Origin of the sequence: Mesorhizobium sp. BH1-1-5 (assembly GCF_020165615.1) — a bacterium.
GTDB lineage: Bacteria > Pseudomonadota > Alphaproteobacteria > Rhizobiales > Rhizobiaceae > Mesorhizobium.
This window is the reverse complement of sequence record NZ_JAIUIM010000024.1, coordinates 72,314-98,558: the sequence shown is the minus strand read 5'-3', so window position 1 is coordinate 98,558 and position 26,245 is coordinate 72,314. Positions and strand designations below refer to the sequence as shown.

The following is a 26,245-nucleotide window of genomic DNA, read 5'->3' as shown; positions in this document are numbered from 1 at the left end:
AGATTAATCTCCCCCTTGCGGGGGAGATTAATCTCGTCACCGCTTTCGCCAACCATCAGCGTCGCAAGGTGAAGCGCCGTCGCTGAACCTGCTAATCTCCCCCTTGCGGGGGAGATGTCCGGCAGGACAGAGGGGGTAAGGATCGCGGCGCTTGAGAATATTCTCTTTCTCGTCACCCCCGTCGCCCCTCGCAACTGTCACCATCTGTCACCAATTATGCGTGTACGTCGATTTCGCGTTGACTCCTCGCTTCTTTCGTTTTACGACTGACGAAAATTGAAATTCGTCAATTATCAAACGAAAGCGCCATGTCCGAAGCCAACATCGTGGCAGACCCCGCCAGACAGGAGAATGTGACCCGCATTCTCGACTGCGCCGAGCGGCTGTTCCGTCACTACGGCTACGGCAAGACCAATGTCGCCGACATCGCCCGCGAGCTCGGCATGTCGCCGGCCAACATCTACCGCTTCTTTGCCTCCAAGGTCGAGATACATCAGGCCGTGTGCGGCCGCATGCTCGGCGCCAGCTACAAGATGGCCTACGAGATCATGCACCTGCCCGTCAGCGCCGAGGAGCGGCTGCGCAGATACATCCATGCCCAGTACAAGATGACGCTCGAGGTCATGCTCGACCAGGAGAAGGTGCATGAGATGGTCATCGTCGCGCTGGAGCGCGACTGGTCCGTCATCGACAAGCATGTCAACAGCATCCACGACCTCTACGCCGAGGTGATCCGCGAGGGCATCGAGGCCGGCGAGTTCAGGCAGCAGGATCCCGAAACGGCCTCGCGCTGCTTCGGCGCTTCGACCGTTATTCTGTGCCACCCGCAGATGGTGGCGCAGTGCCTCGCCAAGACCAACCGGGCGATGCCCGACGAACTTATCAACTACGCCATCAGAGCCTTGAAATAGCCGCCGCCCGCCGGGTGCGGTTTCGACAGATCATCTCCAGTTCGGGAGTGCTAAGGTGTCTTTGTCCAGTTCCATCCTCCGCAGGCTGCCGGCCGCCGGCCTCCCAACCGCCGCCGTCATCGCAGCAGTGCTCGGCCTTGCCGGCTGCAGCCAGGAGAAGGTCGAGGTCGTCCAGGAAGTCGCCCGGCCGGTCAAGGTGGTCGAGATCGGCGAGGCGCAGACCACCCGTCAGCTCGACTATTCCGGTTCGGTGCGCGCCCGCACCGAGATGAATCTCGGCTTCCGCATCGCCGGTAAGGTCACCGAGCGCCTGGTCGATATCGGCCAGCACGTGAATGAGGGCGACGTGCTCGCCCGCGTCGATCCTTCCGATTACGAATTGTCGGTGAAGAGCGCTGCGGCCAGCCTCGATGCCGCCGAGCGCCAGGTCGAGACCGTCGACCTCGCCAGGAAGCGCGCCGAGCAGCTCTATGCCAAGAACTTCGCGCCGAAGTCTCAGCTCGACCAGGCGCGGCTGACCTACGACCAGGCGGTGGCGACGCGCGATGCCGCCCGTTCGACGCTGGCCCAGGCGCAGAATCAGGTTCAATACGCCGATCTGAAAGCCAGCAAGAACGGTATCGTCACCGCCATCTCCGCCGATGTCGGCCAGGTGGTCGCCGCCGGCACGCCGGTCATGACCGTCGCGGTCGATGGCGAGAAGGAAGTGTCGATCGCGGTGCCGGAGATGGACATCGCCGGCTTCAAGCCCGGCAAGGAGGTCAAGGCCAGCTTCTGGTCGGACGAAGGGCTCGCCCTCGACGGCAAGGTCCGCGAGGTCGCCGGCAGCGCCGATCCGCAGTCGCGCACCTTCGCTGTCCGGGTCTCGCTGCCCAACGATCCGCGCGTGCTGCTCGGCATGACCGCCAATGTCCAGGCGATCGTCGGCAGCAAGGCGCAACTCGTGTCGATCCCGCTGACCGCGATGACTGAGAAGGACGGCAAGCAGATCGTCTGGACGGTCGATCGCGCCTCCGACACGGTGCATCCGCGCCAGATCAAGGTCGCCAACTTTACTGCTGACGGCGTCGCCGTGGCAGACGGCCTGAAGCAGGGCGATGTCGTGGTCGCGGCCGGCACGCAGTTCATGACCGAAAACCTGAAGGTCAAGCTTTCAGGCGACGCCCAGCAATCCGCCTCGGCGGATGACGTCGCGACCAGCAGCCTGCACTAACCAGGCGAGATAGACGCCGTTCCCGCTCTCGCTGCGTTGAGCCGCGAGCCGGGGAGGGCATGGGTTCCGGGCGGCGGACGCCCGATCGTGAGATGCCGGCATGTTGGCTTCCCCCGCAGCAGTGCCGCGTCCAGCGCGATTTGCGAGTCTCTCTCCGCTTGAGGGGGCGCGCCGCCCGGAAACCCGATCGAGAAAATTCGTGGGCAGCACGCCTGGCGTGCCTGCCGATCAATTGGACTGGACTTGCGCCATGACCACCACGACCGACAGCAGCGCTGAAAAGCGGCCCTTCAACCTCTCGCGCTGGGCGATCGGACATCCGAGCATCGCCCGCTTCCTGTTCGGGCTGATCATCCTGGCCGGCGCGCTCGGCCTGATGCGCATGGGCCAGAAGGAAGATCCCGACTTCACCTTCCGCGTCATGGTGGTGCAGGCGATCTGGCCGGGCGCCTCGATCCAGGACATGGAAGACCAGGTCGTCAACAAGATCGAGCGCAAGCTGCAGGAAACGCCGCATCTCGATTTCGTGCGCTCCTACACCCGCGCCGGCAGCGCCATCATCACGCTCCAGGTCAAAGGCGACACCAATGCCGAGGAGGTGAAGGACGCCTTCTATCAGGTGCGCAAGAAGGTCGGCGACATTTCAAGCGACTTGCCGCAGGGCCTGCTCGGTCCATATTTCAATGACGAGTTCGGCGACACTTTCATCACGCTGCATTCGATCAGCGGCGACGGCTTCACCTATCCGGAGCTGAAGAAATTCGCCATCCAGGCGCGCGACATGCTGTTGACGACGCCCGGCGTCGAAAAGGCCGTCATCATCGGCGACCAGCCGGAGAAGATCTATATCGACGTCTCGTCCAAGGCGCTGGCCGAGCGCGGCCTGACCATCGTCGACCTGCAGAACGCCGTGAAAGGGCAGAACGCTGTCGACCCGGCGGGCTCGGTCGACACCGGCCTGCGCTCAGTGCGCATCTCGGTCGAGGGCGACGTCACCAAGGCCGCGGATATCCGCGAGCTGAGGCTGCGCTCCGGCAACCAGGTGACGCGCCTCGGCGACATAGCCACCGTCACCTCCGGCCTTCAGGATCCTTATGACAACAAATACCTTTTCAACGGCCATGAGAGCGTCCAGCTCGGCGTCGTCATGGCCAAGGGCTTCAACGTCAGGGACGTCGGCAAGGATGTCGAGGCGACCTACCAGCGCTTCGAGGCGGGGCTGCCCTACGGCGTTTCGGTCGACCAGATCTCCGACCAGCCCCAGGTCGTCAAGGATGCCGTGAACGAGTTCATGGAGGCGCTCGGCGAAGCGCTGCTCATCGTGCTTATCGTGTCGTTCCTGTCGATCGGCTGGCGCTCGGGCCTGGTGATAGCCATCGCCATCCCGCTGGTCTTGGCCGCGACCTTCGCCATCATGTACGAGATCGGCATCGACCTGCAGCGCATCTCGCTCGGCGCGTTGATTATCGCGCTCGGCCTGCTGGTCGATGACGCCATGATCGTCGTCGAGATGATGGAGCGAAAGCTGGAGGAGGGGTTGGTCAAGATCGAGGCGGCGAGCTTTGCCTATACCTCGACAGCTTTCCCGATGCTCACCGGCACGCTGATCACCACGGCGGGCTTCATCCCGGTCGGCTTTGCCGCCTCCACCGCCGGCGAATATGTGCGCACGCTGTTCTACGTCGTCGGCATCGCGCTGATCGTGTCGTGGTTCGTCGCGGTCTATTTCACGCCGTGGCTGGGCTACATGATCCTCAAGCAGCGCAAGCATGCCGGCACCCACCACGATGTCTTCGACACCGGCTTCTACCGCCGCCTGCGCGCCACCGTCACCTGGGCCGTGCGCCACCGCATCATCGTGCTGGTGATGACGCTGGTCACCTTCGCCACCAGCCTGTGGGCCTTCCAGTTCATCCCGCAGAATTTCTTCCCGCAATCCTCGCGTCCGGAAATCCTGGTCGATCTCTGGCTGCCGGAAGGCACCTCGATCAAGGAGGTCGAGAAGCAGGCCAAGGCGTTCGAAGTCAGGATGGCGGACGATCCCGACAAGCACTTCATCGCCACCTATATCGGCGAGGGCGCGCCGCGCTTCTTCCTGCCGCTCGACCAGCAGCTCCGCAATCCCAACTTCGCCCAACTCCTGGTGATGGCCAAGGACGAGCCGGCGCGCGAGCGGCTGATCGTCAAGATGCGCAAGATCCTGGCGCAGGACTTCCCCTCGATCCGCGGCAAGGTCGACCGGCTCTTCCTCGGTCCGCCGACCGGCTGGCCGGTGCAGATGCGCATCATGGGTCCGGACCGCAAGGAGGTGCGCCGCATCGCCGACGAGGTGAAGGCGAAGTTCCAGGCCAACCCGCTGCTCGGCGCCATCCATGACGACTGGCTGGAGCCGGTGCCGGCGATGAAGCTGGTGATCGACCAGGATCGCGCTCGTGCCCTTGGCGTCACCTCGCAGCGCATCCGCCAGATGCTGCAGGCCACCATGTCCGGCGCGCCGCTCGACGACTTCCGCGACGGCGAGGAGACGGTCTCCATCGTCGCCCGCGAACCGGACGCGACCCGCCATCTCTTGTCCTCGGTCGACTCGGTCTACATCCCGACCGACTTCGGCGGCTCGGTGCCGCTGTCGCAGGTGGCCAAGGTCGTACCTGTCATGGAGCAGGGCATCGAATGGCGGCGCGACCGCCTGCCGACGATCAGCGTGCGCGCCACGCTGCCGGATGGCGTGCAGTCGAACGACGTCGTCACCAAGATGTACAACGACATGAAGGACCTGCGCGCCGGCCTTGCGCCCGGCTACAAGGTCGAGATCCAGGGCGGCGCCGAGGATTCGGCCGAAAGCCAGGCCTCGATCGCCGCCAAGGCGCCGATCATGCTCGCCATCATCGTCGTGCTCCTGATGGTCCAGCTGCAGCATTTCGGCAAATCGATGCTGGTCCTGGCCACCGGTCCGCTGGGCATCATCGGCGCCGCCGCGGCACTTCTGATCAGCGGTGCGCCGTTCGGCTTCGTCGCCATCCTCGGTGTCATCGCGCTGCTCGGCATCATCATGCGCAACTCGATCATCCTGGTCGACCAGATCGACCAGGATATTGCGGCCGGCATGGAGCGATCGGAAGCGATCGTGGGTGCAGCCGTGCGCCGCTTCAGGCCGATCATGCTGACAGCGCTGACCGCGGTCCTGGCGCTGATCCCGATCTCGCGCGCCGTGTTCTGGGGTCCGCTCGCCTACGCCATGATGGGCGGCATTCTCGTCGCCACCGTGCTCACCATCCTGGTGCTGCCTGCCGGCTACGCCCTGTTCTTCGGCCGCGCGCCCAAGAAGGCCAGGACCGACGAGCAATCGCCCGAGCCGGAGAAGGTCGAAGGCATCGAAAGACCGCAGCTGGCCTTGGCTGCGGAATAGAAATAGACGTGGCAACCTGGATCATCCGCCGTCGGTGAAAGCCGGTGGCGGATGATCCGCATCCAGGGGTCTCGCCGGGCGAAAAATGCTCCGCGGCGAGGCTTTCGCAAAACAGAATTCCTTTTCTCTGGCTCGACGCGGGCCGATCCTGCGCGGAATATCGGAGCGACAACGCTCGTCATCGCTGGATCATCCCCATGTCAGAAAAACGGCAATTGCGACTCGGCGCCTTCATGCGTCCCGTCAGTCTTCACACCGGCGCCTGGCGCTATCCGGGCGCTTATCCCGACGCCAATTTCAACTTCGCGCATCTGAAGCGTTTTGCCCAAACGCTCGAGGCCGCGAAATTCGACGCCTTCTTCATGGCTGACCACCTGGCCGTGCTCAACATGCCGATCGAGGCGCTGCGGCGCAGCCACACGGTCACCTCCTTCGAGCCGTTCACGCTGCTGTCGGCGCTCGCCGCCGTCACCGATCATATCGGCCTTGTCGCAACCGCATCGACCACCTTCGACGCGCCCTATCATATTGCGCGGCGCTTCGCGTCGCTCGACCATATCAGCGGCGGCCGCGCCGGCTGGAACATCGTCACCACCTCCAATCCCGACGCCGCGCTCAACTTCGGCCTCGACGAGCATGTCGAGCACGACGAGCGCTACCACCGGGCGCGCGAGTTCTACGATGTCGTGACCGGGCTGTGGGACAGCTTTGCCGACGACGCCTTCATCCGTGACGCGGAGAGCGGGCTCTATTTCGATACATCGAAACTGCATGTGCTCGACCACAAGGGCGAGCATCTGTCGGTGCGCGGCCCGCTCAACATCGCGCGGCCGGTGCAGGGCTGGCCGGTCATCGTCCAGGCCGGCGCGTCCGACGCCGGACGCCAACTGGCCGCTGAAACCGCCGAGGTGATCTTCGCGGCACCGTCCGACCTCTTGGCCGGGCAGCGTTTCTTTGCCGACGTCAAAGGCCGCACGGAAAAGCTCGGCCGTTCGCGCGACGATATCAAGATCCTGCCTGGAGCCTTCGTCGTCGTCGGCGATAGCGTCGAGGAGGCGCGAGCCAAACGCGCCAAGCTCGACAGCCTCGTCTACTACGAGAGCGGCATCGCCTCGCTGTCGATCGCTCTCGGCCACGATGCCTCCAGCTTCGATCCCGACGGTCCGCTGCCGGACGTGCCGGACACCAATGCCTCGAAAAGCAGCCGCGAGCGCGTCATCGAGTTGGCGAGAAAAGAGAGCCTCACTGTTCGCCAGCTCGCCCAGCGACTCGGCGGCTATTCGGGCCTGGCCTTCGTCGGCACACCCATGACCATCGCCGACGAGATGGAGGAATGGCTGCTCACCGGTGGTTCCGATGGCTTCAATGTCATGTTTCCCTACCTGCCCGCCGGCCTGGATGATTTCGCCGAAAAGGTCGTGCCCGAGCTGCAGCGGCGCGGGATATTCAGGCGTGAGTATGAAGGATCGACGCTGCGCGAGAATCTCGGCCTGACGCGGCCGCCGAACCGGTTTTTCGAAGAGCCGGCGGTCCGCAAGGTGGGCTGATCCAAATGAAACGGGCGCGCCGGAGCGCGCCCGTTTCCTTTCAGGTTGCCGTGTCAGATGACGAACACCCAGTTGGCGATCAGCATCACCACCACGCCGGCGATCAGTGTCAGGTAAGGCAGCATGCCGGCCTTCTTGACCGAGAGGTCGGCTCCCGCCATGCCGAGGTCGGCCAGCATGTGCTCGGGGAACTTGCCCTTGTCCTGGAAGTAGTGGCGGAAGCAGAACACCGGGATGATCAAGGCCGCCGTGATCAGGCCGGCCCACAGCGCCATCGGGTTCCACACCTTGGCGCCGGCGCCCATGAAGATCGCGTTGACATAGGCGAAGATGGCGCCGATGCCGAGCAGCCAGGTCGGCGCCTTCCAGGGACGGTTGATGTGGCCGTTGTCGATGCGGTGGATCCAGCCGGCATTGAGGTTGAGGAAGTTGAAGATGATGTAGCCGCAGTTCGACACGGCGAGGATGAAGAAGAAGCTCGTCGCGTCGGCCGAGGCGATGGCCAGCACGACCAGGTTGAAGCAGAGGTCGGTCCACATGGCCCGCGTCGGCGCGCCATGCTCGTTGACGTGGCTGAGATAGCGCGGCAGCCAGCCGTCGACCGAGCCCTGGTAGAGCGTGCGCGAGGAGCCGGCCATCGCCGTCATGATGCAGAGCACCAGCGCCAGGATCATCAGCATGACCAGCAGGCTGTGGATCAGCCTGCCGCCGCCGACCATGCCGGCCAGCGCGTCTGCGACGCCCGAGCCGTCGACGATCGGCGTCGCCAGCATGCCGTTCAGGCCCAGCACGCCCTGGAAGGTGAAGGGCACCAGGATGAACAAGAGCATGCAAAGCAGGCCGGAGTAGAAGATCGCCTTGAAGGTGTCGGTGCCGGGGTTCTTGAATTCCGACGTGTAGCAGACCGCGGTTTCGAAGCCGTAGGTCGACCATGCGGCGATGAACATGCCGCCGAGCGCCAGCGTCCAGCCGGCAATGTTCCACGAGCCGGGATCGGGCGCATAAGCGGCGGCCAGCGGCACCAGCGGCGAGAAATTCGCCCAGTCGATCTGGCCGGTGAAGATCGGCACGACACCGACGATCAGCATCGGGATGATGACGAGCAGGCCGATATATTTCTGCACACTGGCCGTGCCGAGGATGCCGCGATGCTGGATCGAGAAGATGATCAGCATCAGCACCGCGCCGATGAAGAAGGTGGCGTTGAAGGTGAACGACACCGGGCCAAGCGTGTGGCCCCACAGCGACCATGTGCGGATCGCCGGCGTCGCTGCGGTCGTGACGGCGGCGATCGCATCGGCGGGAGCGGTTCCGGCATGCGCGGCGATGTAGGCGGCCACCTCCGGCGAGGTGTCGGTGAAGATTGGCACCGGCGCCAGCGCGTTGAGGATATAGGCGGCGGCGATGGAGCAGCCGAGCGACAGCACCGGCGTCCAAGCGAACCAGTTGCACCACACCGACAGCGGCGCGATGAATTTCGAGTAGCGCAGCCATGCCGTGGCGCCGTAGATCGAGGCACCACCCGACTTGTTCGGGAACAGGCCGGCGATCTCGGCATAGGTGAAGGACTGCAGGAAACCCATGATCATGGACACCGTCCAGATCAGGAAGGCGAGCTTTCCTGTCGTGCCGGCAATGCCGCCGATCGAGAACAGGACCAGTGCCGGAACACCGCTTGCCACCCAGAAGGCGCCACGCCAGTCGATGTGCCTGAGCAGCTTGCTCTCGGCAGGCTGCTCCAGGGCCGTGCTTATCGTGCTCATATCTTGTGTCTACCCCTTTTTCTGTTCCCCGCCGGCGACGCTTCGGCCTTCGCGAAGCTTGCTCCCCGGCAATCACCGTCGACCCGTCGTGTTTCCACTCAGTCGTATTTTTTTCTTAAGAGTGAAGATTGATCCGACGCGCTTTCGCGTCAAGCGTTTTGTGAATGTCATGCACATCACGCTTGCGAAACATCGATCCGATCGCCGCCGGTGGCGGCCGGCGACGGTCGGACATCGCCTTGGGAGGCGTATCGGGGACGGGACTTTTCAGGAGCGCGGCTTGGTCTTTTGCGGATCGTAATGGGCGAAGGCCACGACGCGCGCGGGCAGTCGCTTGGCCTGACCGTCGAGTTTGCCGATCTCGACCTCCGTGCCAATCTCGGCATGGGTGACGTCGAGTCTTGCCAGCGCGATGGTCTTGCAGAGCACCGGCGAGCGCATGCCTGAGGTGACGACGCCGATCTGGGCGCGGCCGACATGCACGCAGTCGCCGTGGCCGACGGCCACGTTGGCATCGATGTCGAGCCCGACGAGCTTGTACTGCGGGTGCTCCTTGCGCCGGATCAGCGCGTCGCGGCCGACAAAATCGTCGGCCTTGGTCTTCAGCGGCACGGTGAAGCCGATGCCGGCCTCGAACGGATCGGTCTGGTCGGAGAATTCGTAGCCGGCGAAGATCAGTCCGGCCTCGATACGCACCATGTCGAGCGCCTGCAGGCCCATCGGCTTCAGCCCGTGCGGCTGTCCGGCTTCCCAAATCGCGTCGAACACCTTTTCGGCGTCGCGCGGATGGCACCAGATCTCGTAGCCGAGCTCGCCCGTATAGCCGGTGCGCGAGACCACGACCGGAACCCCGTTGCCGCCGCCGATACGCGCCACCGCGAAGCGGAACCATTCGAGCTCGCCGATCGAGGGCTGCACCGGCGAGGTCCAGACGACTTCATTCAAAATGTCGCGGCTCTTGGGGCCTTGCACGGCGATGTTGTGCATCTGGTCGGTGGAGGAGCGCACCAGCACGTTGAGGCCGAGTTTCTTGGCGGTCTCGCGCAGCCACTCGCCGGAAAGATCGTCGCCGCCGACCCAGCGGAAATTGTCCTTGCCGAGCCTGAGCAGCGTGCCGTCGTCGATCATGCCGCCATGCTCGTAGCACATCGCCGTATAGACGACCTGGCCGACGCCGAGCTTCTTGACGTCGCGGGTCAGCGTGTATTGCAGCAGCGCTTCGGCATCCGGCCCGGTGACCTCGAACTTGCGCAGCGGCGACAGGTCCATGATCACGGCGTCCTGCCGGCAGGCCCAGTATTCGGCGATAGGCCCTTCCTTGGCGAAGGAATTGGCGAGCCAATAGCCCCTGTATTCGACGAAGTCGCGCGTGTGCTTGGCAAAGCTCGAATGAAAGGCTGTCTCGCGGGTCATTTTCGGTTCCGAGTCGGGCTTCATGCGTCTGGCGATCGCTCGCGAAAATTTGTGCTGGCCGGAATAGCTGCGCACATGGATGTCGGTGAGGTCCCAGCCATTGGCGGGCGTGGTGTCGTCGGGGCAGGCCGAGGACACGCAGACGATGTCGGTCAGCGCGCGCAAGAGCACATAATCGCCCGGCCGCGACCACGGCTCGTCCGACACCATCACGCCATGCGCGTCGATCGCTGTGTTGAAGAAGAAGTTGATCGCCATCCAGCCGGCGCGGGGCGTCACGCCCTTGTCCGAGAGCGCCTTGTTGAAATTCTCCGAGCAGTTGGTGTGACCGGGATAGCCGATGTCGTCGTAATATTTGGCGGCGCAGGCGAGCGCGAAAGCGTCGTGCCGGCCGCATGTGTCCTGCACCACCTCGACCAGCGGCTCCATGTCCTGGTCATAATATTTCGAATGCAGCCCGGGCATCGGATAGGCCGAGCCCATCAGCGTGCGCGTCGTCGTCACGTCGAGCGGCAGGTCGCGGCCCTTGTCCAGCTTGCGCGCCGAAAAGCACTGGAAGTCGGTGCATTGCCGGCCGTCGACGTCGATGATCTGCAGGTAGTCGCCGGCCTTGACGAAATAGGATTCGGCGGTCGCGGACCTCACGCGAAGATCGAGCACGGGATCGGCGAGCGGATCGGCGAGTTGCCCTCTCGTCTTCAGCCGGATCGTGACGCGGCGCACCATAACGGTCAGGGGCGTCGCGGTGTTGTGACCGTCGACCAGCATCGGCCCGCCGGGCGCCGCGATCAGCAATGCGCCCTCGCGCTGGGCCGCAAAACTCTGCTCGGTGCCGGCGGGCGTCGCGCCGCCGAACACGCGCACGGCCTTCGGCTGGTCGAGCTGTACCTTGCGGCGCTCAAGGCTGAGCCGCAGCGCTGCGAGGCTGTCGTCGCCTTCGGCAAGCAGCGCCTTTATGCCGGCGGCATTGCTGTTCGAGCGCTCGCCGAAAATGCCGGGATCGCTGACCCCGGACTTGTCCCAGGCCAGCAATTCACAAGGCTGGCCGCCCTCGACATTCGTCACGCTGACGCTGTCGCCGGCCTCGACGTCGATCAGCACGGCGCCATTGCCTTGCACGGTATAGCGCTCCATGCCCGGCGGCAGGCTGATCTCGCCCGGCCTCAGGATCAGGCTCGGACGCGGCGGTCCAGACAGGACGGCAGGGTAGGGCGACTGGCTCATCTCAAACCCTCCTCCGAGCGAGAAACAAGTTTGCCTAAGGGTAAAATTATTTTCGCTGAGAGAATAGCAGGGCAATAGCATTTGGCAAGGCGGGAGGCGCTGACTTCCCCTTCTCCCCTTGTGGGAGAAGGTGGATCGGCGCGTTAGCGCCGAGACGAATGAGGGGTGTTCCAGCGGAGTGAGAGGTTGGCGTTTCCTGGAGCACCCCTCATCCGTCGCCTACGGCGACACCTTCTCCCGCAAGGGGAGAAGGGAAAGGCGCACTGCTACGCCAACTCCTCGGAATGGCCGATCGTCGCGCCATACTCCGCGGCCGAGTCCAGAATCGTGTGCCACAGGCTCTCGGCGAAAGTCGCGAACACCAGCAGGTTGAACACTGACTGTCTATCCGCCCGATCCTTGCCGCGCCACAGCGTGACGCTGGTGTGATCCATCGAGGTCGCCGCCGCCGCGCCGACTGCGAACACATCAGGATGCAGGTCGATTGACGACAGCTTGGCGAGCATCGCGCACGCCTTCTCGCCGGAGACGCTGATCAGCGCCCGCGCATGCGATTGGTCGGACAGCGAAGCCGAACCGGCAAAGGCGGGAGCCAGGCTTTCCATCGTGTGCTTGCCGCCCTTGGACAGCACCAGGAACTGGTCCGGCCCCGACCAGATCAGCGTCGCGTCGGCCGTGTCGACCGCCTTGGGCGTTTCCGGCGCGGCGACGCCGAACTGTGCCTTCGCTGCCTTGGCCATCTCCCCGGCCTTGCCACGCCGCGCCATCACCTGCACGAGGCCGAAATCGCGGATTTCGGTGAGCGACACGCCGGCTTCGCCTTGCGCGCCATAAGGTCCACTGGTCAGCGCGCGGTCGAGCGGGCTGCGGATATCCCAGGAAAAATCAGCCACGCTGACGCCCTCCATCCGGATCGTAGAAGACGGAATTGCAGAGCTCGACATCATAGTCCTCGCCGCGCAGCGGATCATGCGCGCGCACGACCTCGCCGATGCGCTCGCGGCCGCGCTCGACAAGGCCGAGCCCGATCCACTGGTCGAGCACCGGCGAGAAGCATACCGAGGTGACATAGCCCTGGTCGTTGCCGGGGCCGGGTGTTTCCTCCTTCGGGATGATATGCGCGCCGGAGCGCAAGCGGCGTGCCTTGTCGGTCGGCTTGATGCCGACGACCACCTGCCGGTTCGGCGCGACCAGCGCCTCGCGGCCGGCCATGACGCGGCCGATGAAATCCTTCTTGGTCGACATCATCTTGCCGAGGCCGAGATCGCCCGCCGTGGTCGTGCCGTTGAGTTCCGGTCCGGCGACATGGCCCTTTTCGATGCGCATCACGCCGAGCGCCTCGGTGCCGTAGGGCGTCACGCCGAACGGCTTGCCGGCAATCATCAGGTTGCGCGCCATGGCTTCGCCGTAGCGCGCCGGCACCGAAATCTCGAACGCCATCTCGCCGGAGAAGGAGATGCGGAACAGCCTGGCCTTCAGGCCGCCGCGCAGTTTGACCTCGCGCGCGCCCATGAACGGGAAGCCTTCGTTCGACAGGTCCTCGGCCGGGTCGACGATCTCCTTGAGCAGATCGCGGGTCTTCGGCCCGGCGATCGAGAACTGCGCCCACTGGTCTGAGACCGAGGTGAGCTGCACGTCGAGTTCGGGGAACAGCACCTGGCGGCAGAATTCCAGATGCTGCATCACCAGCCCGGCCTTGGCCGTCGTGGTGGTCAGGAAATAATGGTCCTCGGCCAGTCGCGAGGTCGTGCCGTCGTCATAAACGATGCCGTCCTCGCGCAGCATCAGCCCGTAGCGCGCCTTGCCGACGGCGAGGCTGGAGAAGGCGTTGATGTAGACGCGATCGAGGAAGGCACCGGCATCGGGCCCGTGCACGTCGATCTTGCCGAGCGTCGAGACATCGCAGAAGCCGACGCCTGAGCGCACCGTTTTGACCTCGCGGGTGACCGATTCCAGCCAGTCCTTCTCGCCGGCGCGCGGATACCACTGCGCGCGCTTCCAGAGACCCGTGTCGACGAAGATGGCGCCCTGTTCGGCCGCCCAGTGATGCGATGGCGTCAGCCGCGTCGCGTGGAAATTCTCGTCGCGGTGATGGCCGGCGAAGGCGCCGATGGCGACCGGCACATAGGGCGGCCGATAGATCGTCGTGCCCGTCTCCGGGATCGATTTGCCGCTGACGGCGGCCATGATGGCGAGACCGGCGACATTCGATGTCTTGCCTTGGTCGGTCGCCATGCCGAGCGTCGTGTAACGCTTCAGATGCTCGACCGATTGAAAACCTTCGCGCTGCGCCAGCTCGACGTCGGAAGCGGTGACGTCGTGCTGCTGGTCGACGAAGGCCTTGCCCTTGCCGGCGACATGCCAGAGGGGGGTGATCGAAAAGGCTTCGTCGTCGGCGACAGGCATCGATCCGATATTGCCGCTGCGTCCGGCATCGCGTGCCGCGGCGGCGCCGGCTTCGAACCCTTCGCGCAGGCCCGCGCCAAGCCCGAAGGCGCCGTTGGCCGCACCCGCGGCGACCATGCCGGGCGGTGCGCCGTCCGGCACGAAGGCTGCGATGTCGTCGCGCCATTTCGGCCGGCCGCGATGGTAGGAGGTGAGGCCGACCGCCGGGTTCCAGCCGCCTGAGACGGCAAGCCCGTCGGCCTCGACCTCGGCGCGCGCGCCGCCGGTCAGCGACACGGAAATCTTGCGCACCCCGCCCTTGCCGCCATCGACGCCGGCAACCGCGCCATGCAGCACCGGGAAGCCGCCCTTGCTGGCAAGCGAGCGATGCGCCGGCGAAACATCCGGCCGCGCGTCGATCACCGCCGCCACCTGCAGTCCGGCGGCAATCGCCGTCTCGGCCGTGCGCCAGCCATCCTCGTTGTTGGTGAAGAGCGCGATGCGCCTGGACGGTGTGGCGGCGTAGCGGTTGATATAGCTGCGCATGGCCGACGCCATCATCACGCCGGGCGTGTCGTTGCCGGCAAAGACGATGGGACGTTCGATCGAGCCGGCGGCGACCACGCAGCGCCTGGCCACAATGCGCCATAGACGCTGGCGCACCTGATGCTCGGGCGGTGTTGGCAGATGGTCGTTGACGCGCTCGATCGCGCCATAGGTGCCGCCATCATAGACGCCGAACAAAGTCGTGCGCGTCATGATGCGCACATCCGGCATCGCCGTCAGCTCGGCAACCGCGCGCGCAACCCATTCGGCGGCCGGCAATCCGTCGATCGTGTCGCCATCGGCCAGCAGCCGCCCGCCAAGAACGAAATCCTCCTCGCACAGGATGACGCGCGCGCCGCTGCGTGCGGCGGCAAGGGCAGCCGCCAGGCCCGCCGGGCCGGAGCCCGCGATCACCACGTCGCAATGCGCCCACGCCTTTTCGTAGTGGTCGGGGTCGGGGACCTGCGCGGCGCGGCCGAGGCCGGCGGCGCGGCGGATCGCCGGCTCGTAGATCGCTTCCCAGAACTTCGCCGGCCACATGAAGGTCTTGTAGTAGAACCCGGCGACGAAGATCGGCGCGAACAGCTGGTTGACAGACATCACGTCGAAATTGAGCGACGGCCAGCGGTTCTGGCTGGCGGCTTCCAGGCCCTCATAAAGCTCGGCCGTCGTCGCCTTTGTGTTCGCCTCGCGCCTTGCGCCGCTGCGCAATTCGACCAGCGCGTTCGGCTCTTCCGACCCGGCGGTCAGGATGCCACGCGGCCGATGATATTTGAAAGAGCGGCCGACGAGCTTGACTCCGTTGGCAACCAGCGCGGAGGCCAGCGTGTCGCCCTTGAAGCCCGAAAAAGTCTTGCCGTCGAAACGGAAATTGAGCGCGGTCGAGCGGTCGATGAGACCGCCATTATTCAGTCGGTTTGTCTGATCGCCGGCCATCACGCGCCAACCTTGGCGGCGCCGGCGCCCGCCGCCGGCTCGACGGCCGAAATCTCATGCGTCAGCGTGTTGCGGGTGACCTTCAGCCAGGCTCGGCAGCCGCCGCCATGGTACCAATGCTCGCTCATTACGCCGGCGACGTTGTCGCGCAGATAGACGTAGTCGTAGACAGCCTCCTCGCCGGCATCGGCCGCTGGGCGTTGCGGCTTGGCGTCGCCGAGATAGGTGAACTCGCCGAGTTCGCGTTCGCCGCAGAAGGGACAGACTATGCGCATGACAGGGCCTTCAGTGCAGGTTCGGTTGGGCGCCCTGGCCCTTCTCGTCGATCATGGCGCCGCGCTGGAAGCGGTCGAGGCGGAACAGCGCGGCTTCCTTGTGCGATTGATCGCGGGCGATGAGATGGGCAAAGACCAAGCCTGAGCCCGGCGTCGCCTTGAAGCCGCCATAGCACCAGCCGGCATTGATGTAGAGGCCGTCGATCGGGCTCTTGTCGATGATCGGCGTGCCGTCCATCGACATGTCCATGATGCCGCCCCACTGGCGCAGCAGCCGTACACGGCCGATCATCGGGATCAGCGCCATGCCGCCCTCGCAGACATCTTCCATGACCGGCAGATTGCCGCGCTGGGCATAGGAATTGTAGCCGTCTATGTCGCCGCCGAAGACAAGGCCGCCCTTGTCCGACTGACTGACATAGAAATGCCCGGCGCCGAAGGTCATCACGCCGGGGATCAGCGGCTTGATCGCTTCGGAGACGAAGGCCTGAAGCACATGGCTTTCGATTGGCAGTCGAAGACCCGCCATCGCCGCGACGCGCGAGGAAGAACCCGCCACCGCCATGCCGACCTTGCCGGCGCCGATCTTGCCGCGCGAGGTCTCGACGCCGGTGACCTTGCCGCTGGCGTCGCGCGTGAAGCCGGTGACCTCGCAATTCTGGATGATATCGACGCCGAGTTCGCTCGCCGCATGCGCGTAGCCCCAGACCACGGCATCATGCCGCGCTGTGCCGCCCCGTCGCTGCAGCAGCCCGCCCTGCACGGGGAAGCGCGCATTGTCGAAATTCAGGAACGGCAGCATCTTTCGCAGCGCTGCCTGATCGAGCAGCTCGGCGTCGATGCCGTTGATGCGCATCGTGTTGCCGCGCCGCGCGAAAGCGTCGCGCTGCGCGTCGGAGTGGTAGAGGTTGAGCACGCCGCGCTGGCTGACCATCGCGTTGTAGTTGAGGTCCTGCTCCATCTTCTCCCACAGCTTCATCGACAATTCGTAGAAGCCGGTGTTGCCGGGCAGGCCGTAATTGGAGCGGATGATGGTGGTGTTGCGGCCGGCATTGCCGGAACCGATCCAGCCCTTTTCCAGCACCGCGACGTTGCGGATACCGAACTCGCTGGCGAGGAACCAGGCGGTGGCGAGACCATGGCCGCCGCCGCCGATGATCACCACATCGTAGCGATCCTTGGGCGCCGCGTCGCGCCAGGTCGGCTGCCAGTTCTTGTGGCCGGAAAGGGCGGCGCGGGCGAGCGAGAAGATCGAATATTTCATGAAATCATTCCAAGGCCGCTCGCCCCGCTAGAGCATGATGCCGAAAAGTGTGACGCGGTTTTCGGACGACATCATGCTCCACTACAGGACCGTCAGATATCCAGCGTGTGGTCGCGCTCCCACTGCGTGAAGTGCGAAGCATAGGAATTCCATTCCTGGTGCTTCAGCTTTAGATATGCCGACGAGAATTCCTCACCCAGCGCCGCCTTGAGCGATTTGTCCTTGTCGAACTCGCGCAGCGCATCGAGCAGGTTGAGCGGCAGTTTCGGCGCGCCCTTCACGGTATGGCCGTACTGGTACATGTCGATATCGTAGCGCTTGCCGGGATCCGCCTTGGAGCGGATGCCGTCGAGGCCGGCGGCGATGATCACGGCTTGCAACAGATAAGGGTTGGCGGCGCCGTCCGGCAGGCGCAGCTCGAAGCGGCCGGGGCCGGGCACGCGCACCATGTGGGTGCGGTTGTTGCCGGTCCAGGTCACCGTGTTCGGCGCCCAGGTCGCGCCCGAGATGGTGCGCGGCGCGTTGATGCGCTTGTAGGAATTGACCGTCGGGTTGGTGATCGCGGCCAAGGCCGAGGCGTGCTTCATGATGCCGCCGAGGAAGTTCTTGCCCTTGGCGGAGAGGCCGAGCTCCATCGAATTGTCGGCGAAGACGTTGGTCTTGCCGGCCTTGTCCCAAACCGAGATATGGGCATGGCAGCCATTGCCGGTCAGGCCCTGGAAGGGCTTCGGCATGAAGGTCGCGCGCAGGCCATGCTTTTCTGCGATCGACTTGACCATGAATTTGAAGAAGGAGTGCTTGTCGGCGGTCGGCAGCGCGTCGTCGAACCTCCAGTTCATCTCGAACTGGCCGTTGGCATCCTCATGGTCGTTCTGATACGGGCCCCAGCCAAGCGCCAGCATATGGTCGCAGATCTCGGCGATCACGTCATAGCGGCGCATCACCGCCTGCTGGTCGTAGCAGGGTTTCGAGGCCGTGTCGTACTGGTCGGAGATCACGCTGCCGTCGGGCGAGATCAGGAAGAACTCGGCCTCGACGCCGGTCTTGACGTGCATGCCCTCGGCCGCAGCCTCCGCGATCACCCGCTTCAGCGTGTTGCGCGGCGCCTGGTCGACCTCCTTGTCGTCCATGATGCAGTTGGCCGCCACCCAGGCGACGTCCTTCTTCCACGGCAACTGGATCACCGAATCCGGATCCGGCACCGCCAGCATGTCCGGATGCGCCGGCGTCAGGTCGAGCCATGTCGCGAAACCGGCAAAGCCGGCACCTTCCTTCTGCATGTCGGCGATCGCCTGCGCCGGCACCAGCTTGGCGCGCTGGCCGCTGAACAGGTCGGTGTAGGAGATCATGAAATATTTGACGCCGTTCTCCTTGGCGAATGCGGCGAGATCGTTCCCCATTTATGTAGTTCCCTCGCTTATGTATTTCGGATGCTGCCTGGAGCGGAGGACCCGCTCCAGCTATTTGCCTTGACGCAACTCCGGGCAGAGTTGTCCTAGAAGCCGTTCCTCCCCGGTATCCAGTTGGTGCCGGCCAAAGGCACGCCGGCCATGGCGGCCGCCTCGATCGAGAGCGCGACGAGATCCTCGGGCTCGAGATTGTGCAGGCTGTTCTTGCCGCAGGCGCGGGCAATCGTCTGCGCTTCGAGCGTCATCACCTTGAGGTAGTTCGCCAGCCGCCGTCCGGCCGCGATCGGGTCGACCCGCTTCATCAGCTCGGGGTCCTGCGTGGTGATGCCGGCCGGGTCGCGGCCCTCATGCCAGTCGTCATAGGCGCCGGCGGTGCTGCCGAGCGCGTTGTACTCCGCCTCCCACCGGGGGTCGTTGTCGCCCAGCGCGACGAGTGCCGCCGTGCCGATCGAGACCGCGTCGACGCCGAGCGCCAGCGCCTTGGCGACATCGGCGCCGTTGCGGATGCCGCCGGAGACGATCAACTGCACCTTGCGGTGCATGCCGAGGTCCTGCAGCGCCTGCACCGCCGGCCTGATGCAGGCAAGCGTCGGCTGGCCGACATTCTCGATGAACACTTCCTGGGTCGCGGCGGTGCCGCCCTGCATGCCGTCGACCACCACGACGTCGGCGCCGGCCTTCACCGCCAGTGCCGTATCATAGTAGGGGCGGGCGCCGCCGACCTTGACGTAGATCGGCTTCTCCCAGTCGGTGATCTCGCGCAGTTCGAGGATCTTGATCTCGAGATCGTCCGGCCCGGTCCAGTCGGGATGGCGCGAGGCCGAGCGCTGGTCGATGCCCTTGGGCAGCGTGCGCATCTCGGCGACGCGGTCGGATATCTTCTGGCCGAGCAGCATGCCGCCGCCGCCCGGCTTGGCGCCCTGGCCGACGACCACTTCGATGGCATCGGCGCGGCGCAGGTCGCGCGGGTTCATGCCGTAGCGCGATGGCAGATACTGATAGACCAGCTGCTTGGAATGGCCGCGCTCTTCCTCGGTCATGCCGCCGTCGCCGGTGGTGGTCGAGGTGCCGGACAGCGTGGCGCCACGCCCCAGGGCCTCCTTGGCCGGGCCGGAGAGAGAACCGAAACTCATGCCGGCGATGGTGATCGGGATCTTCAGCTCGATCGGCTTCCTGGCATGGCGCGAGCCGAGCACCACCGAGGTGTCGCAGCGCTCGCGATAGCCTTCGAGCGGATAGCGCGAGATCGACGCGCCGAGGAACAGAAGGTCGTCGAAATGCGGCAGCTTGCGCTTGGCGCCGGCGCCGCGGATGTCATAGATGCCGGTCGCGGCCGCGCGGCGGATTTCGGAAAGCGTGTAGTCGTCGAAGGTCGCGGATTTGCGCGGCGTCGTCGGCGGGTTGCGGTAGGTCATCTTGCCTCAATACGCGTCGGCGTTATCGATGTTGAAATTGTAGAGCTTGCGGGCCGAGCCGTAGCGCTTGAACTCCGACGCCTTGACGCCGGTGACGCCGGCCTTGTCGAGCAGGCCCTGCACCAATTCGATATGCTCCGGCCGCATCTCCTTGGCGATGCAGTCGGCGCCCAGGCTTTCCACCTTGCCGCGCACGAAGAGCCGCGCCTCGTAGACGGAATCGCCCAGCGCATCGCCGGCATCGCCCAGCACCACCAGGTTGCCGGATTGCGCCATGAAGGCCGACATGTGACCGATATTGCCATGCACGACGATGTCGATGCCCTTCATCGAGATGCCGCAGCGCGACGAAGCGTTGCCCTCGATGACCAGCAGGCCGCCGCGGCCGGTGGCACCGGCATACTGGCTGGCGTCGCCCTTGATGACGATCGAGCCCGACATCATGTTCTCGCCGACGCCGGGGCCGGCCGAGCCGTGCACGGTGATCGCGGCGCCGTCATTCATGCCGGCGCAGTAATAGCCGACGCTGCCGCGCACATCGATCGAGACCGGTTGGTCGACGCCGACGGCGACCGAGTGGCTGCCCTTCGGGTTGAGCACTTCCCAAGCGGTCTCGTTCGAGCCAGGCGCGAGCTTGTGCAGCGCCTGGTTCAATTCGCGCAGCGAATGTTCGGACAGGTCGAAGACCCTCGCATGCCCTTGCTCGCGCTGGGTCTTCGACATCGTGGTTGCCGGCATGAGCTCAATGCTCCCAGAAATAAACGGTTGCGGGTTCGGGCTCCCAGACCCTTGCATTGTCGATGCCGGGCAGCTTGGTCAGCGCGCGATATTCGGAGCCGAAGGCGACATACTGGTCGGTCTCGGCCATCACGGCCGGCTTGCAGGCGATCGGATCGCGCACCACGCCAAAACCGTTCTTGGTGCCGACGACGAAGGTGAAGAAGCCGTCGAGGTCGGAGAGCGTGCCTTCCAGCGCCTCGCCGAGGTTCTTGCCATGCGCCATCCGGTTGGAGAGGTAGGCGGCCGCCACTTCGGTATCGTTCTCGGTCTCGAAGGTCATGCCGTCACGGATCAGCTCGCGGCGCACATTGTTGTGGTTGGAGAGCGAGCCATTGTGCACCAGGCACTGGTCGGCGCCGGTCGAGAACGGATGCGCGCCCATCGTGGTCACCGCCGATTCCGTCGCCATGCGGGTGTGGCCGATGCCATGCGTGCCGGTCATGGAGCGCACGTCGAAGCGGTCGACGACGGCTTCCGGCAGGCCGACTTCCTTGTAGATCTCCACCGCCTCGCCGGCGCCCATAATGCGGATGTCGGGCCGCAGCGTCTGCAGCGCCTCGCGCGCCGCGTCGACCTTGTCGGGCGCGGTTCGGATGACGGCGTGGGTGGATTTCGTGGCAAGACTGACGGGAGCGCCGATCGCCTTGGCGAGTTCCGCATCGAGGCCGCGGAAATCGCGCTCCGGCTTGGCCGACTGGATGGTGATCTTGGCTTCATTCTTGGAAGGGGCGCCGTAGATCGCGATGCCGGCGCTGTCGGGGCCGCGGTCGCTGAGCGACACCAGCATCTCCGACAGCATCGCGCCGAGCTTCGGCTCGAGCGCCTTGTCCTTCAAGAAGAGTCCCACGATTCCGCACATGCCAGCCTCCAGCGTTTTTTGGCTCTCAGATGATGTACCCAATGAGTTTGCCAAATTCAATTGGTATGAAAGAAATTTTCCTGTGATTACATATTCGACGGTGCATTGCCCCGGGCACTATCGCCGTCCGGGCGCGCCTTGTGAACCCAGATCGCATGGCGGATGCGCGCAATCCGGTAGGCGTCGAGGATCGAGAAGGCATAGATAAGGAAGCCGCCGGCATGGCGGCCGATGAAGCCGGCGTCGGCCGGCGCCAGCTTCATCGTTATCCAGCCAAGGATCACCATGAAGAACAGGAACTGCAGCCCGCGCGCCGGAACGCCGAGCAGGACGTGGCCGCTTGCCGGCAAAACGATCGCCGCGCCGAGCACGAGATAGGGGTTCGCGGGAGCAGGGGTGGCGGTTCCGTCGCTCATGCGGCCTGCCTTTCGCGCCGGTTGATGGCTTGGCGAAGACCTGACATTACCTCGAGCAAGCGTTCGATCAGCGCGGGATCGATCCCGGCATCGCCGAAGGCGGCCTGCCGGAACACGCCGTAGCGTGCGCGCTCGGCCTCGGCCAGCAGCCAGACGATACGCACGCCGTTCGGCGTGATCAGCAGTTCCTTGGCGCGCCCTTCGGCAAAGATGCCGGTGTGCGCGGCAATCAGATCCTGGGGGAAGGCGACGCCCTTGCGGTCCGTCTTGAGCACCGCGTCGGCGGGAAGGCCGAGCACCTTCGGCAGCGTGTGCGCAAGATGGTCGAAATTGGAGAATGTCGTTGCCGAATTCGGCCGCATCATCATGTCGAAGGTACCCGGCACTGCGACCGGCTCGGTGACCGAAACGGCGAGCCAGCGCGTCGGCAACTTTCGTGTCGCCAGCGTGTCGACGATGGTGCGCACCTGAACGCGCTGACCGTTCCAGGAGCCGGCCCAGGTGACGACGCCGGCCGTGCCGTCGGAAATGTCGGCGGCATCCGCAACGACGCTCCGAACGCTGGCCATATCGGCGGCCAAGGCTGCCTTCGCCCTGTTGCGGCCGGCACGCGCGAGCCAGACGATATGGGCGACGACGCCCAATGCGGCTGCCCCGGCAAGCAATACTGACGTCAGATCGGACGTTTCGACACGCCACGGCCCGCCGTCGACAGGCGGGCCTTCACTCCACTCAATAACCCTGCGGTTTCGGCCACGGCATGGAGAACTGGTCGCCGCGCCGCACGAATTTGTAGCGATAGAAGTGGAACCATAGCGAAATCAGGAAATAGAACACCGTCATCGCGATCAGCTGCGAGCCGAAGCCGAGGAAGATGGCGAAGAACGTCACCATGCACAGGCAGAACAGGACGATCGCCGGCAGCGGATGGAAGGGGTGCGTGTAGCCGCGGCGGATCGTGCCGAGCGGCCACTTCTTGCGGAACATCATGATGTTGATGCTCATGAAGGTGTATTGGAGCACGCCCGACAGGATCGAGAAGGTGATCGCCTGGTTGAGGTCGGCGATGAAAGCGAAGGCCAGCGCGATCGGCAGCAGGAACAGGATCGAGCGATAAGGTGTGCGGTATTTCGGATGCACCGCCGAGAACCAGCTCGGCAGATAGCGGTCGCGGCCGAGCGAGAACCAGGCGCGCGCGGCGTCGTTGATGCAGCCATTGGCCGAGGCAAGCGCTGCCAGCAGCGTCGCGATGAACAAGAGGTTTTCCAGCAGCGGGCTGCCGGTCAATTTACCCGCGTCCCACAGCGGATAGTAGGTGATGCCGAGATATTCCCATGGCATCAGCGAGGCGCAGACATACCAGGTCATCGCGGCGGCGATCAAAAGCGTGATCATGCCGGCCATGGTGCCGTAGGGCAGGGAGCGCGCCGGCGAGCGCACTTCCTCGGCGGCCTGGGTCGTGCCCTCGATGCCGAGATAATACCAGATGCCGAACTGGAAGGCGGCGATGACGCCGATCCAGCCATAGGGCAGCGCGTTGCCGGGCGTGACCAACTCATTGAGCTTCAGCACCGCGCCTTGCGTCCACGGGCTGACGGAAAAGAACAGGATGACGATCGAGACATAGGCGATGGCGGTGATGACGAAGTTGACGTTGAGCGTCATCAGCACGCCACGATAGTTGAGCCAGGCGAGCACCACGATCGTGGCCGCGATGAAGGAATTGTGCGTCAGCCCTTCCACGCCTGCCTTGGCGACGATGGTGTCGCCGAGCAGGATCGCGTCCGACACTTCGAGCATGGTGTAGGCGAACACCAGGAACAGCGCGACGTTGAAGGCCATCAGCGGCCCGACGATATGTTTGGCCTGCGCGTACTGGCCGCCGGCGGCGGCGACGGTCGACGTCACCTCCGAGTCGATCATGGCGACCGAGGTGTAGAGCAGCCCGACGATCCAGCAGACAATCAGCGCCGCGAGCGCGCCGCCCTTGTCGGCGGAGAAATTCCAGCCGGTGAACTCGCCGACCAGCACGATGCCGACGCCCAGCGCCCACACATGCGCCGGGCCGAGCACCCGAAGCAGCGAGACTCTGTCGCCATGAATTACCGTTTGTCCCGTCTCAACCGCGGCCGTCATGTCAGTCTCCACTCAGATCCGGTGTTTTTCGGAAACGGCCTCAAGCTCGCCTTCGCGCGAGGAGGTCAGCACGGCTTCGGAATAGGTCGTGTCGACCTTGAACCAGTCGTAGAGCATCCACGCCGCAAGCACGACGGAGATGCCCCAGCAAACATAAGACAGTCCCATCCACATGATGTTTTCCCCGGACTCGTTGTCCTCGAAGTCTCTTTGTCGTCGAAGTCTATTTGTCGTCGAACTTCTCGTTGATGACCTCCCGATATTCCTTATCGGAGGCGCGGAACAGGAAGACGAAATAGGCGATCAGCACGATCGCCATGATGATCAGCGTCGGCCAGTCGATGATGTAGTGGAAGCGGTTCTGGATGATGTCGTGCGCCGTCTCCGGCGTGTAGCCGAGCTTCTCCCAGATCGAGGCCATGGTGGCGTTCTGGCCGAGCGCGTCCCAGGTCTTGGCGTCGAGCGCGTCGATCGACTTTGCCGCACCGGCGAAGCCGAGCTTCAGCGGCAGCCAAAGCGCCACGAAGATCGCGACCACCACGACCGCGATGTCGAGGACCTGTCCGGCCTTGTTCTGCTCCGGCGGGATATAGCGGGCCATGGTTTTTCCCCTCAGGATTGACGGTTGCGGGCCGCGTCGGCGTTCTTGATGTCGAGCCCGTAGATGAAGTCCTTGTCTTCCTTGTAGTGGTTGACCATGGCGAGGATGGCGGCGGTGTTGAAGATCAGCACCGCGGCGGCTGCGATCGCCACCACGACCTTGATCCCGCCGTCGGGGATGTATGGCCATGTCATCAGGAGGACGAAGAGGATCGTCGCCCACAGGCACACGATCAGGAGCACGGATCCACGCACGTCGGAACGGTACAGCGCTTCGATGCGCTGTTGCAGGTCGGACATCGGTTTTCCCCTTCTGGCGACGTCCGGTCCCGAAATCGACCGGGCGTCCACTCTTTCAACAGAGTGAAATTTTTTTCATAAATTCCGCTCGATTCCCGAAATTGTCAAGCCGGATTTACGCACCGTAAACCGTTTGTTCCCGGTCAAGAAATTTGCCTGACAATGAAATTATTTGCTTCAAGGGGATTGCAGGGCTCCGCCGTTTGCGGTCAATATTCGACCAAGCTCCGCCGCCAAGCAGGAGCAGGGAACAGCAACGACTTAATCGCACGGAGGACGATCGGATGACGGCATCCTGGAGATTCTCGACCCTGGCGGACCGCCATCGCGCGCTCGGCTCGAAACTCGAGGACTGGAGCGGCATGGGCACCGCCTGGACCTACGACAAGGACGCCGACGCGGAATATGTGGCGATCCGCACCAAGGCCGGGCTGATGGACGTCTCCGGCCTGAAGAAGGTCCACATCACTGGGCCGCATGCCTCGCATCTCATCGACCTCGCCACGACGCGCGACGTGGAGAAGATCTATCCCGGCAAGTCGGCCTATGCCTGCATGCTGAACGAGGCCGGAAAATTCACCGACGATTGCATTCTCTACCGCATCAGCCCGAATTCATGGATGGTCGTGCACGGCTCCGGCACAGGCCACGAGGAACTGCAGCGGGCCGCGATGGGCCGTGATGTGTCGCTGCGCTTCGACGACAATCTGCACGATCTTTCGCTCCAAGGCCCGACCGCGGTCGACTATCTCGCCAAGCACGTGCCCGGCATCCGCGATCTCAACTATTTTCATCACATGCACACGCAGCTCTTCGGCTTCCCGGTGATGATCTCGCGCACCGGCTACACCGGCGAGCGCGGCTACGAGATCTTCTGCCGCGGGCAGGATGCCGGCGCGATCTGGGACAGGATCCTCGAGGAGGGCAAGAGCGCCGGCATCATCCCGTGCCGCTTCACCACGCTCGACATGCTGCGCGTCGAGAGCTACCTGCTCTTCTACCCCTACGACAATTCGCAAAAGTATCCGTTCGAGAACGAAGGCCCCGGCGACACGCTGTGGGAGCTCGGCCTCGACTTCACCGTCAGCCCCGGCAAGACCGGCTTCCGCGGCGCCGAGGAGCACTATCGGCTGAAGGGCAAGGAACGCTTCAAGATCTATGGCGTGCTGCTCGACGGCAAGGAGCCGGCCGACGAGGGCGCGCCCGTCTACCGCGACGGCAAGAAAGTCGGCGTGGTGACCTGCGCGATGTATTCGCCGCTGGTCAAGAAATCGATGGGCATCGCCCGCCTCGACGTCGATTGCGCGGTCAAGGACACCAAACTCGAGATCCGCAACAAGAGCGGCTCCATCAAGGCGACGGCGCAGCCGCTGCCGTTCGATGACCCGAAGAAGGCCAAGCGCACCGCCAAAGGTTGAGGCATCATCAACGGGGAGGGGTTTTTTAA

The 26,245-nt window shown here is 64.4% G+C and carries 21 protein-coding genes; 5 read left to right on the top strand and 16 right to left on the bottom strand.

What is annotated here, in order from left to right:
- Nucleotides 1–308: 308 nt before the first annotated feature.
- From LB572_RS26690 to LB572_RS26675, 4 genes are all read left to right on the top strand, one after another.
- Nucleotides 309–911 (top strand): TetR family transcriptional regulator, encoded by a 603-nt coding sequence (locus LB572_RS26690; RefSeq protein ID WP_224669840.1) that lies wholly within the window; start codon nt 309–311, stop codon nt 909–911.
- An 85-nt stretch (nt 912–996) separates the two neighbouring features.
- Entirely contained in the window at nt 997–2,124 is a 1,128-nt protein-coding gene (locus LB572_RS26685) for an efflux RND transporter periplasmic adaptor subunit (protein WP_412033592.1), read from the top strand.
- A gap of 250 nt (nt 2,125–2,374) precedes the next feature.
- The gene (locus LB572_RS26680) at nt 2,375–5,530 is read left to right on the top strand and encodes an efflux RND transporter permease subunit (RefSeq protein WP_224669839.1); all 3,156 of its coding nucleotides are present in this window, start codon (nt 2,375–2,377) and stop codon (nt 5,528–5,530) included.
- A 197-nt stretch (nt 5,531–5,727) separates the two neighbouring features.
- Nucleotides 5,728–7,077 carry an LLM class flavin-dependent oxidoreductase gene (locus tag LB572_RS26675; protein ID WP_224669838.1) on the top strand — a complete coding sequence of 450 codons (1,350 nt, stop codon included), beginning with the start codon at nt 5,728–5,730 and terminating at the stop codon, nt 7,075–7,077.
- 53 nt (nt 7,078–7,130) lie between these two features.
- Here LB572_RS26675 and LB572_RS26670 read toward each other — a convergent pair whose 3' ends face one another.
- From LB572_RS26670 to LB572_RS26595, 16 genes are all read right to left on the bottom strand, one after another.
- Nucleotides 7,131–8,840 (bottom strand): APC family permease, encoded by a 1,710-nt coding sequence (locus tag LB572_RS26670; protein ID WP_224669837.1) that lies wholly within the window; start codon nt 8,838–8,840, stop codon nt 7,131–7,133.
- Nucleotides 8,841–9,107: 267 nt separating this feature from the next.
- Nucleotides 9,108–11,477, bottom strand: coding sequence for a DUF1989 domain-containing protein (locus LB572_RS26665; protein ID WP_224669836.1), 2,370 nt, complete (start codon nt 11,475–11,477; stop codon nt 9,108–9,110).
- Nucleotides 11,478–11,743: 266 nt separating this feature from the next.
- Complete coding sequence (locus tag LB572_RS26660; RefSeq protein ID WP_224669835.1) at nt 11,744–12,370, bottom strand: sarcosine oxidase subunit gamma; 627 nt, start codon at nt 12,368–12,370, stop codon at nt 11,744–11,746.
- Nucleotides 12,363–15,344, bottom strand: coding sequence for a sarcosine oxidase subunit alpha (locus tag LB572_RS26655; protein WP_224669834.1), 2,982 nt, complete (start codon nt 15,342–15,344; stop codon nt 12,363–12,365). The genes LB572_RS26660 and LB572_RS26655 overlap by 8 nt, the downstream gene beginning before the upstream one ends.
- Complete coding sequence (locus tag LB572_RS26650) at nt 15,344–15,619, bottom strand: sarcosine oxidase subunit delta family protein (protein ID WP_140807629.1); 276 nt, start codon at nt 15,617–15,619, stop codon at nt 15,344–15,346. Before LB572_RS26650 ends, LB572_RS26655 begins: the two co-directional genes overlap by 1 nt.
- 10 nt (nt 15,620–15,629) lie before the next feature.
- On the bottom strand, nt 15,630–16,883 hold the full coding sequence (locus LB572_RS26645) for a sarcosine oxidase subunit beta family protein (protein WP_224669833.1): 1,254 nt from the start codon (nt 16,881–16,883) through the stop codon (nt 15,630–15,632).
- Between the two features lie 92 nt (nt 16,884–16,975).
- Nucleotides 16,976–18,283, bottom strand: a complete 1,308-nt coding sequence (gene glnT / locus LB572_RS26640; protein ID WP_140807627.1) for a type III glutamate--ammonia ligase — start codon at nt 18,281–18,283, stop codon at nt 16,976–16,978.
- 95 nt (nt 18,284–18,378) lie between these two features.
- Complete coding sequence (locus LB572_RS26635; RefSeq protein WP_140807626.1) at nt 18,379–19,707, bottom strand: FMN-binding glutamate synthase family protein; 1,329 nt, start codon at nt 19,705–19,707, stop codon at nt 18,379–18,381.
- Nucleotides 19,708–19,713: 6 nt separating this feature from the next.
- Entirely contained in the window at nt 19,714–20,445 is a 732-nt protein-coding gene (locus LB572_RS26630; RefSeq protein ID WP_224669832.1) for a GXGXG domain-containing protein, read from the bottom strand.
- 4 nt (nt 20,446–20,449) lie between these two features.
- A complete protein-coding gene (locus tag LB572_RS26625) occupies nt 20,450–21,346 on the bottom strand; it encodes a class II glutamine amidotransferase (RefSeq protein ID WP_224669831.1) in 897 nt (298 codons plus the stop codon).
- Nucleotides 21,347–21,432: 86 nt separating this feature from the next.
- Nucleotides 21,433–21,762: a hypothetical protein gene (locus LB572_RS26620; RefSeq protein WP_140807623.1), complete on the bottom strand. Its 330-nt coding sequence runs from the start codon at nt 21,760–21,762 to the stop codon at nt 21,433–21,435.
- Nucleotides 21,759–22,406, bottom strand: a complete 648-nt coding sequence (locus LB572_RS26615; RefSeq protein WP_224669830.1) for a hypothetical protein — start codon at nt 22,404–22,406, stop codon at nt 21,759–21,761. Before LB572_RS26615 ends, LB572_RS26620 begins: the two co-directional genes overlap by 4 nt.
- Nucleotides 22,407–22,494: 88 nt before the next feature.
- A complete protein-coding gene (locus tag LB572_RS26610; RefSeq protein WP_140807622.1) occupies nt 22,495–23,898 on the bottom strand; it encodes an APC family permease in 1,404 nt (467 codons plus the stop codon).
- Between the two features lie 12 nt (nt 23,899–23,910).
- A complete protein-coding gene (locus LB572_RS26605) occupies nt 23,911–24,072 on the bottom strand; it encodes a hypothetical protein (RefSeq protein ID WP_040990881.1) in 162 nt (53 codons plus the stop codon).
- A 49-nt stretch (nt 24,073–24,121) separates the two neighbouring features.
- On the bottom strand, nt 24,122–24,499 hold the full coding sequence (locus LB572_RS26600) for a hypothetical protein (protein WP_224669829.1): 378 nt from the start codon (nt 24,497–24,499) through the stop codon (nt 24,122–24,124).
- 11 nt (nt 24,500–24,510) lie between these two features.
- Complete coding sequence (locus tag LB572_RS26595; protein ID WP_224669828.1) at nt 24,511–24,798, bottom strand: hypothetical protein; 288 nt, start codon at nt 24,796–24,798, stop codon at nt 24,511–24,513.
- A 284-nt stretch (nt 24,799–25,082) separates the two neighbouring features.
- On the opposite strand from LB572_RS26595, the gene LB572_RS26590 reads away from it, so the two are divergent.
- Nucleotides 25,083–26,216 carry an aminomethyltransferase family protein gene (locus LB572_RS26590; protein WP_140807619.1) on the top strand — a complete coding sequence of 378 codons (1,134 nt, stop codon included), beginning with the start codon at nt 25,083–25,085 and terminating at the stop codon, nt 26,214–26,216.
- Nucleotides 26,217–26,245 lie beyond the last annotated feature (29 nt).

What these genes read in the sequence shown, in the direction of transcription:
- LB572_RS26650 (WP_140807629.1), bottom strand. Translation starts at nt 15,619, where the DNA reads ATGCGCATAGTCTGTCCCTTCTGCGGCGAACGCGAACTCGGCGAGTTC.
- LB572_RS26645 (WP_224669833.1), bottom strand. Translation starts at nt 16,883, where the DNA reads ATGAAATATTCGATCTTCTCGCTCGCCCGCGCCGCCCTTTCCGGCCAC.
- LB572_RS26625 (WP_224669831.1), bottom strand. Translation starts at nt 21,346, where the DNA reads ATGTGCGGAATCGTGGGACTCTTCTTGAAGGACAAGGCGCTCGAGCCG.
- LB572_RS26595 (WP_224669828.1), bottom strand. Translation starts at nt 24,798, where the DNA reads ATGTCCGACCTGCAACAGCGCATCGAAGCGCTGTACCGTTCCGACGTG.
- LB572_RS26605 (WP_040990881.1), bottom strand. Translation starts at nt 24,072, where the DNA reads ATGTGGATGGGACTGTCTTATGTTTGCTGGGGCATCTCCGTCGTGCTT.
- glnT (WP_140807627.1), bottom strand. Translation starts at nt 18,283, where the DNA reads ATGGGGAACGATCTCGCCGCATTCGCCAAGGAGAACGGCGTCAAATAT.
- LB572_RS26655 (WP_224669834.1), bottom strand. Translation starts at nt 15,344, where the DNA reads ATGGCCGGCGATCAGACAAACCGACTGAATAATGGCGGTCTCATCGAC.
- LB572_RS26600 (WP_224669829.1), bottom strand. Translation starts at nt 24,499, where the DNA reads ATGGCCCGCTATATCCCGCCGGAGCAGAACAAGGCCGGACAGGTCCTC.
- LB572_RS26590 (WP_140807619.1), top strand. Translation starts at nt 25,083, where the DNA reads ATGACGGCATCCTGGAGATTCTCGACCCTGGCGGACCGCCATCGCGCG.
- LB572_RS26690 (WP_224669840.1), top strand. Translation starts at nt 309, where the DNA reads ATGTCCGAAGCCAACATCGTGGCAGACCCCGCCAGACAGGAGAATGTG.
- LB572_RS26670 (WP_224669837.1), bottom strand. Translation starts at nt 8,840, where the DNA reads ATGAGCACGATAAGCACGGCCCTGGAGCAGCCTGCCGAGAGCAAGCTG.
- LB572_RS26675 (WP_224669838.1), top strand. Translation starts at nt 5,728, where the DNA reads ATGTCAGAAAAACGGCAATTGCGACTCGGCGCCTTCATGCGTCCCGTC.
- LB572_RS26680 (WP_224669839.1), top strand. Translation starts at nt 2,375, where the DNA reads ATGACCACCACGACCGACAGCAGCGCTGAAAAGCGGCCCTTCAACCTC.
- LB572_RS26620 (WP_140807623.1), bottom strand. Translation starts at nt 21,762, where the DNA reads ATGAGCGACGGAACCGCCACCCCTGCTCCCGCGAACCCCTATCTCGTG.
- LB572_RS26635 (WP_140807626.1), bottom strand. Translation starts at nt 19,707, where the DNA reads ATGACCTACCGCAACCCGCCGACGACGCCGCGCAAATCCGCGACCTTC.
- LB572_RS26665 (WP_224669836.1), bottom strand. Translation starts at nt 11,477, where the DNA reads ATGAGCCAGTCGCCCTACCCTGCCGTCCTGTCTGGACCGCCGCGTCCG.
- LB572_RS26630 (WP_224669832.1), bottom strand. Translation starts at nt 20,445, where the DNA reads ATGCCGGCAACCACGATGTCGAAGACCCAGCGCGAGCAAGGGCATGCG.
- LB572_RS26610 (WP_140807622.1), bottom strand. Translation starts at nt 23,898, where the DNA reads ATGACGGCCGCGGTTGAGACGGGACAAACGGTAATTCATGGCGACAGA.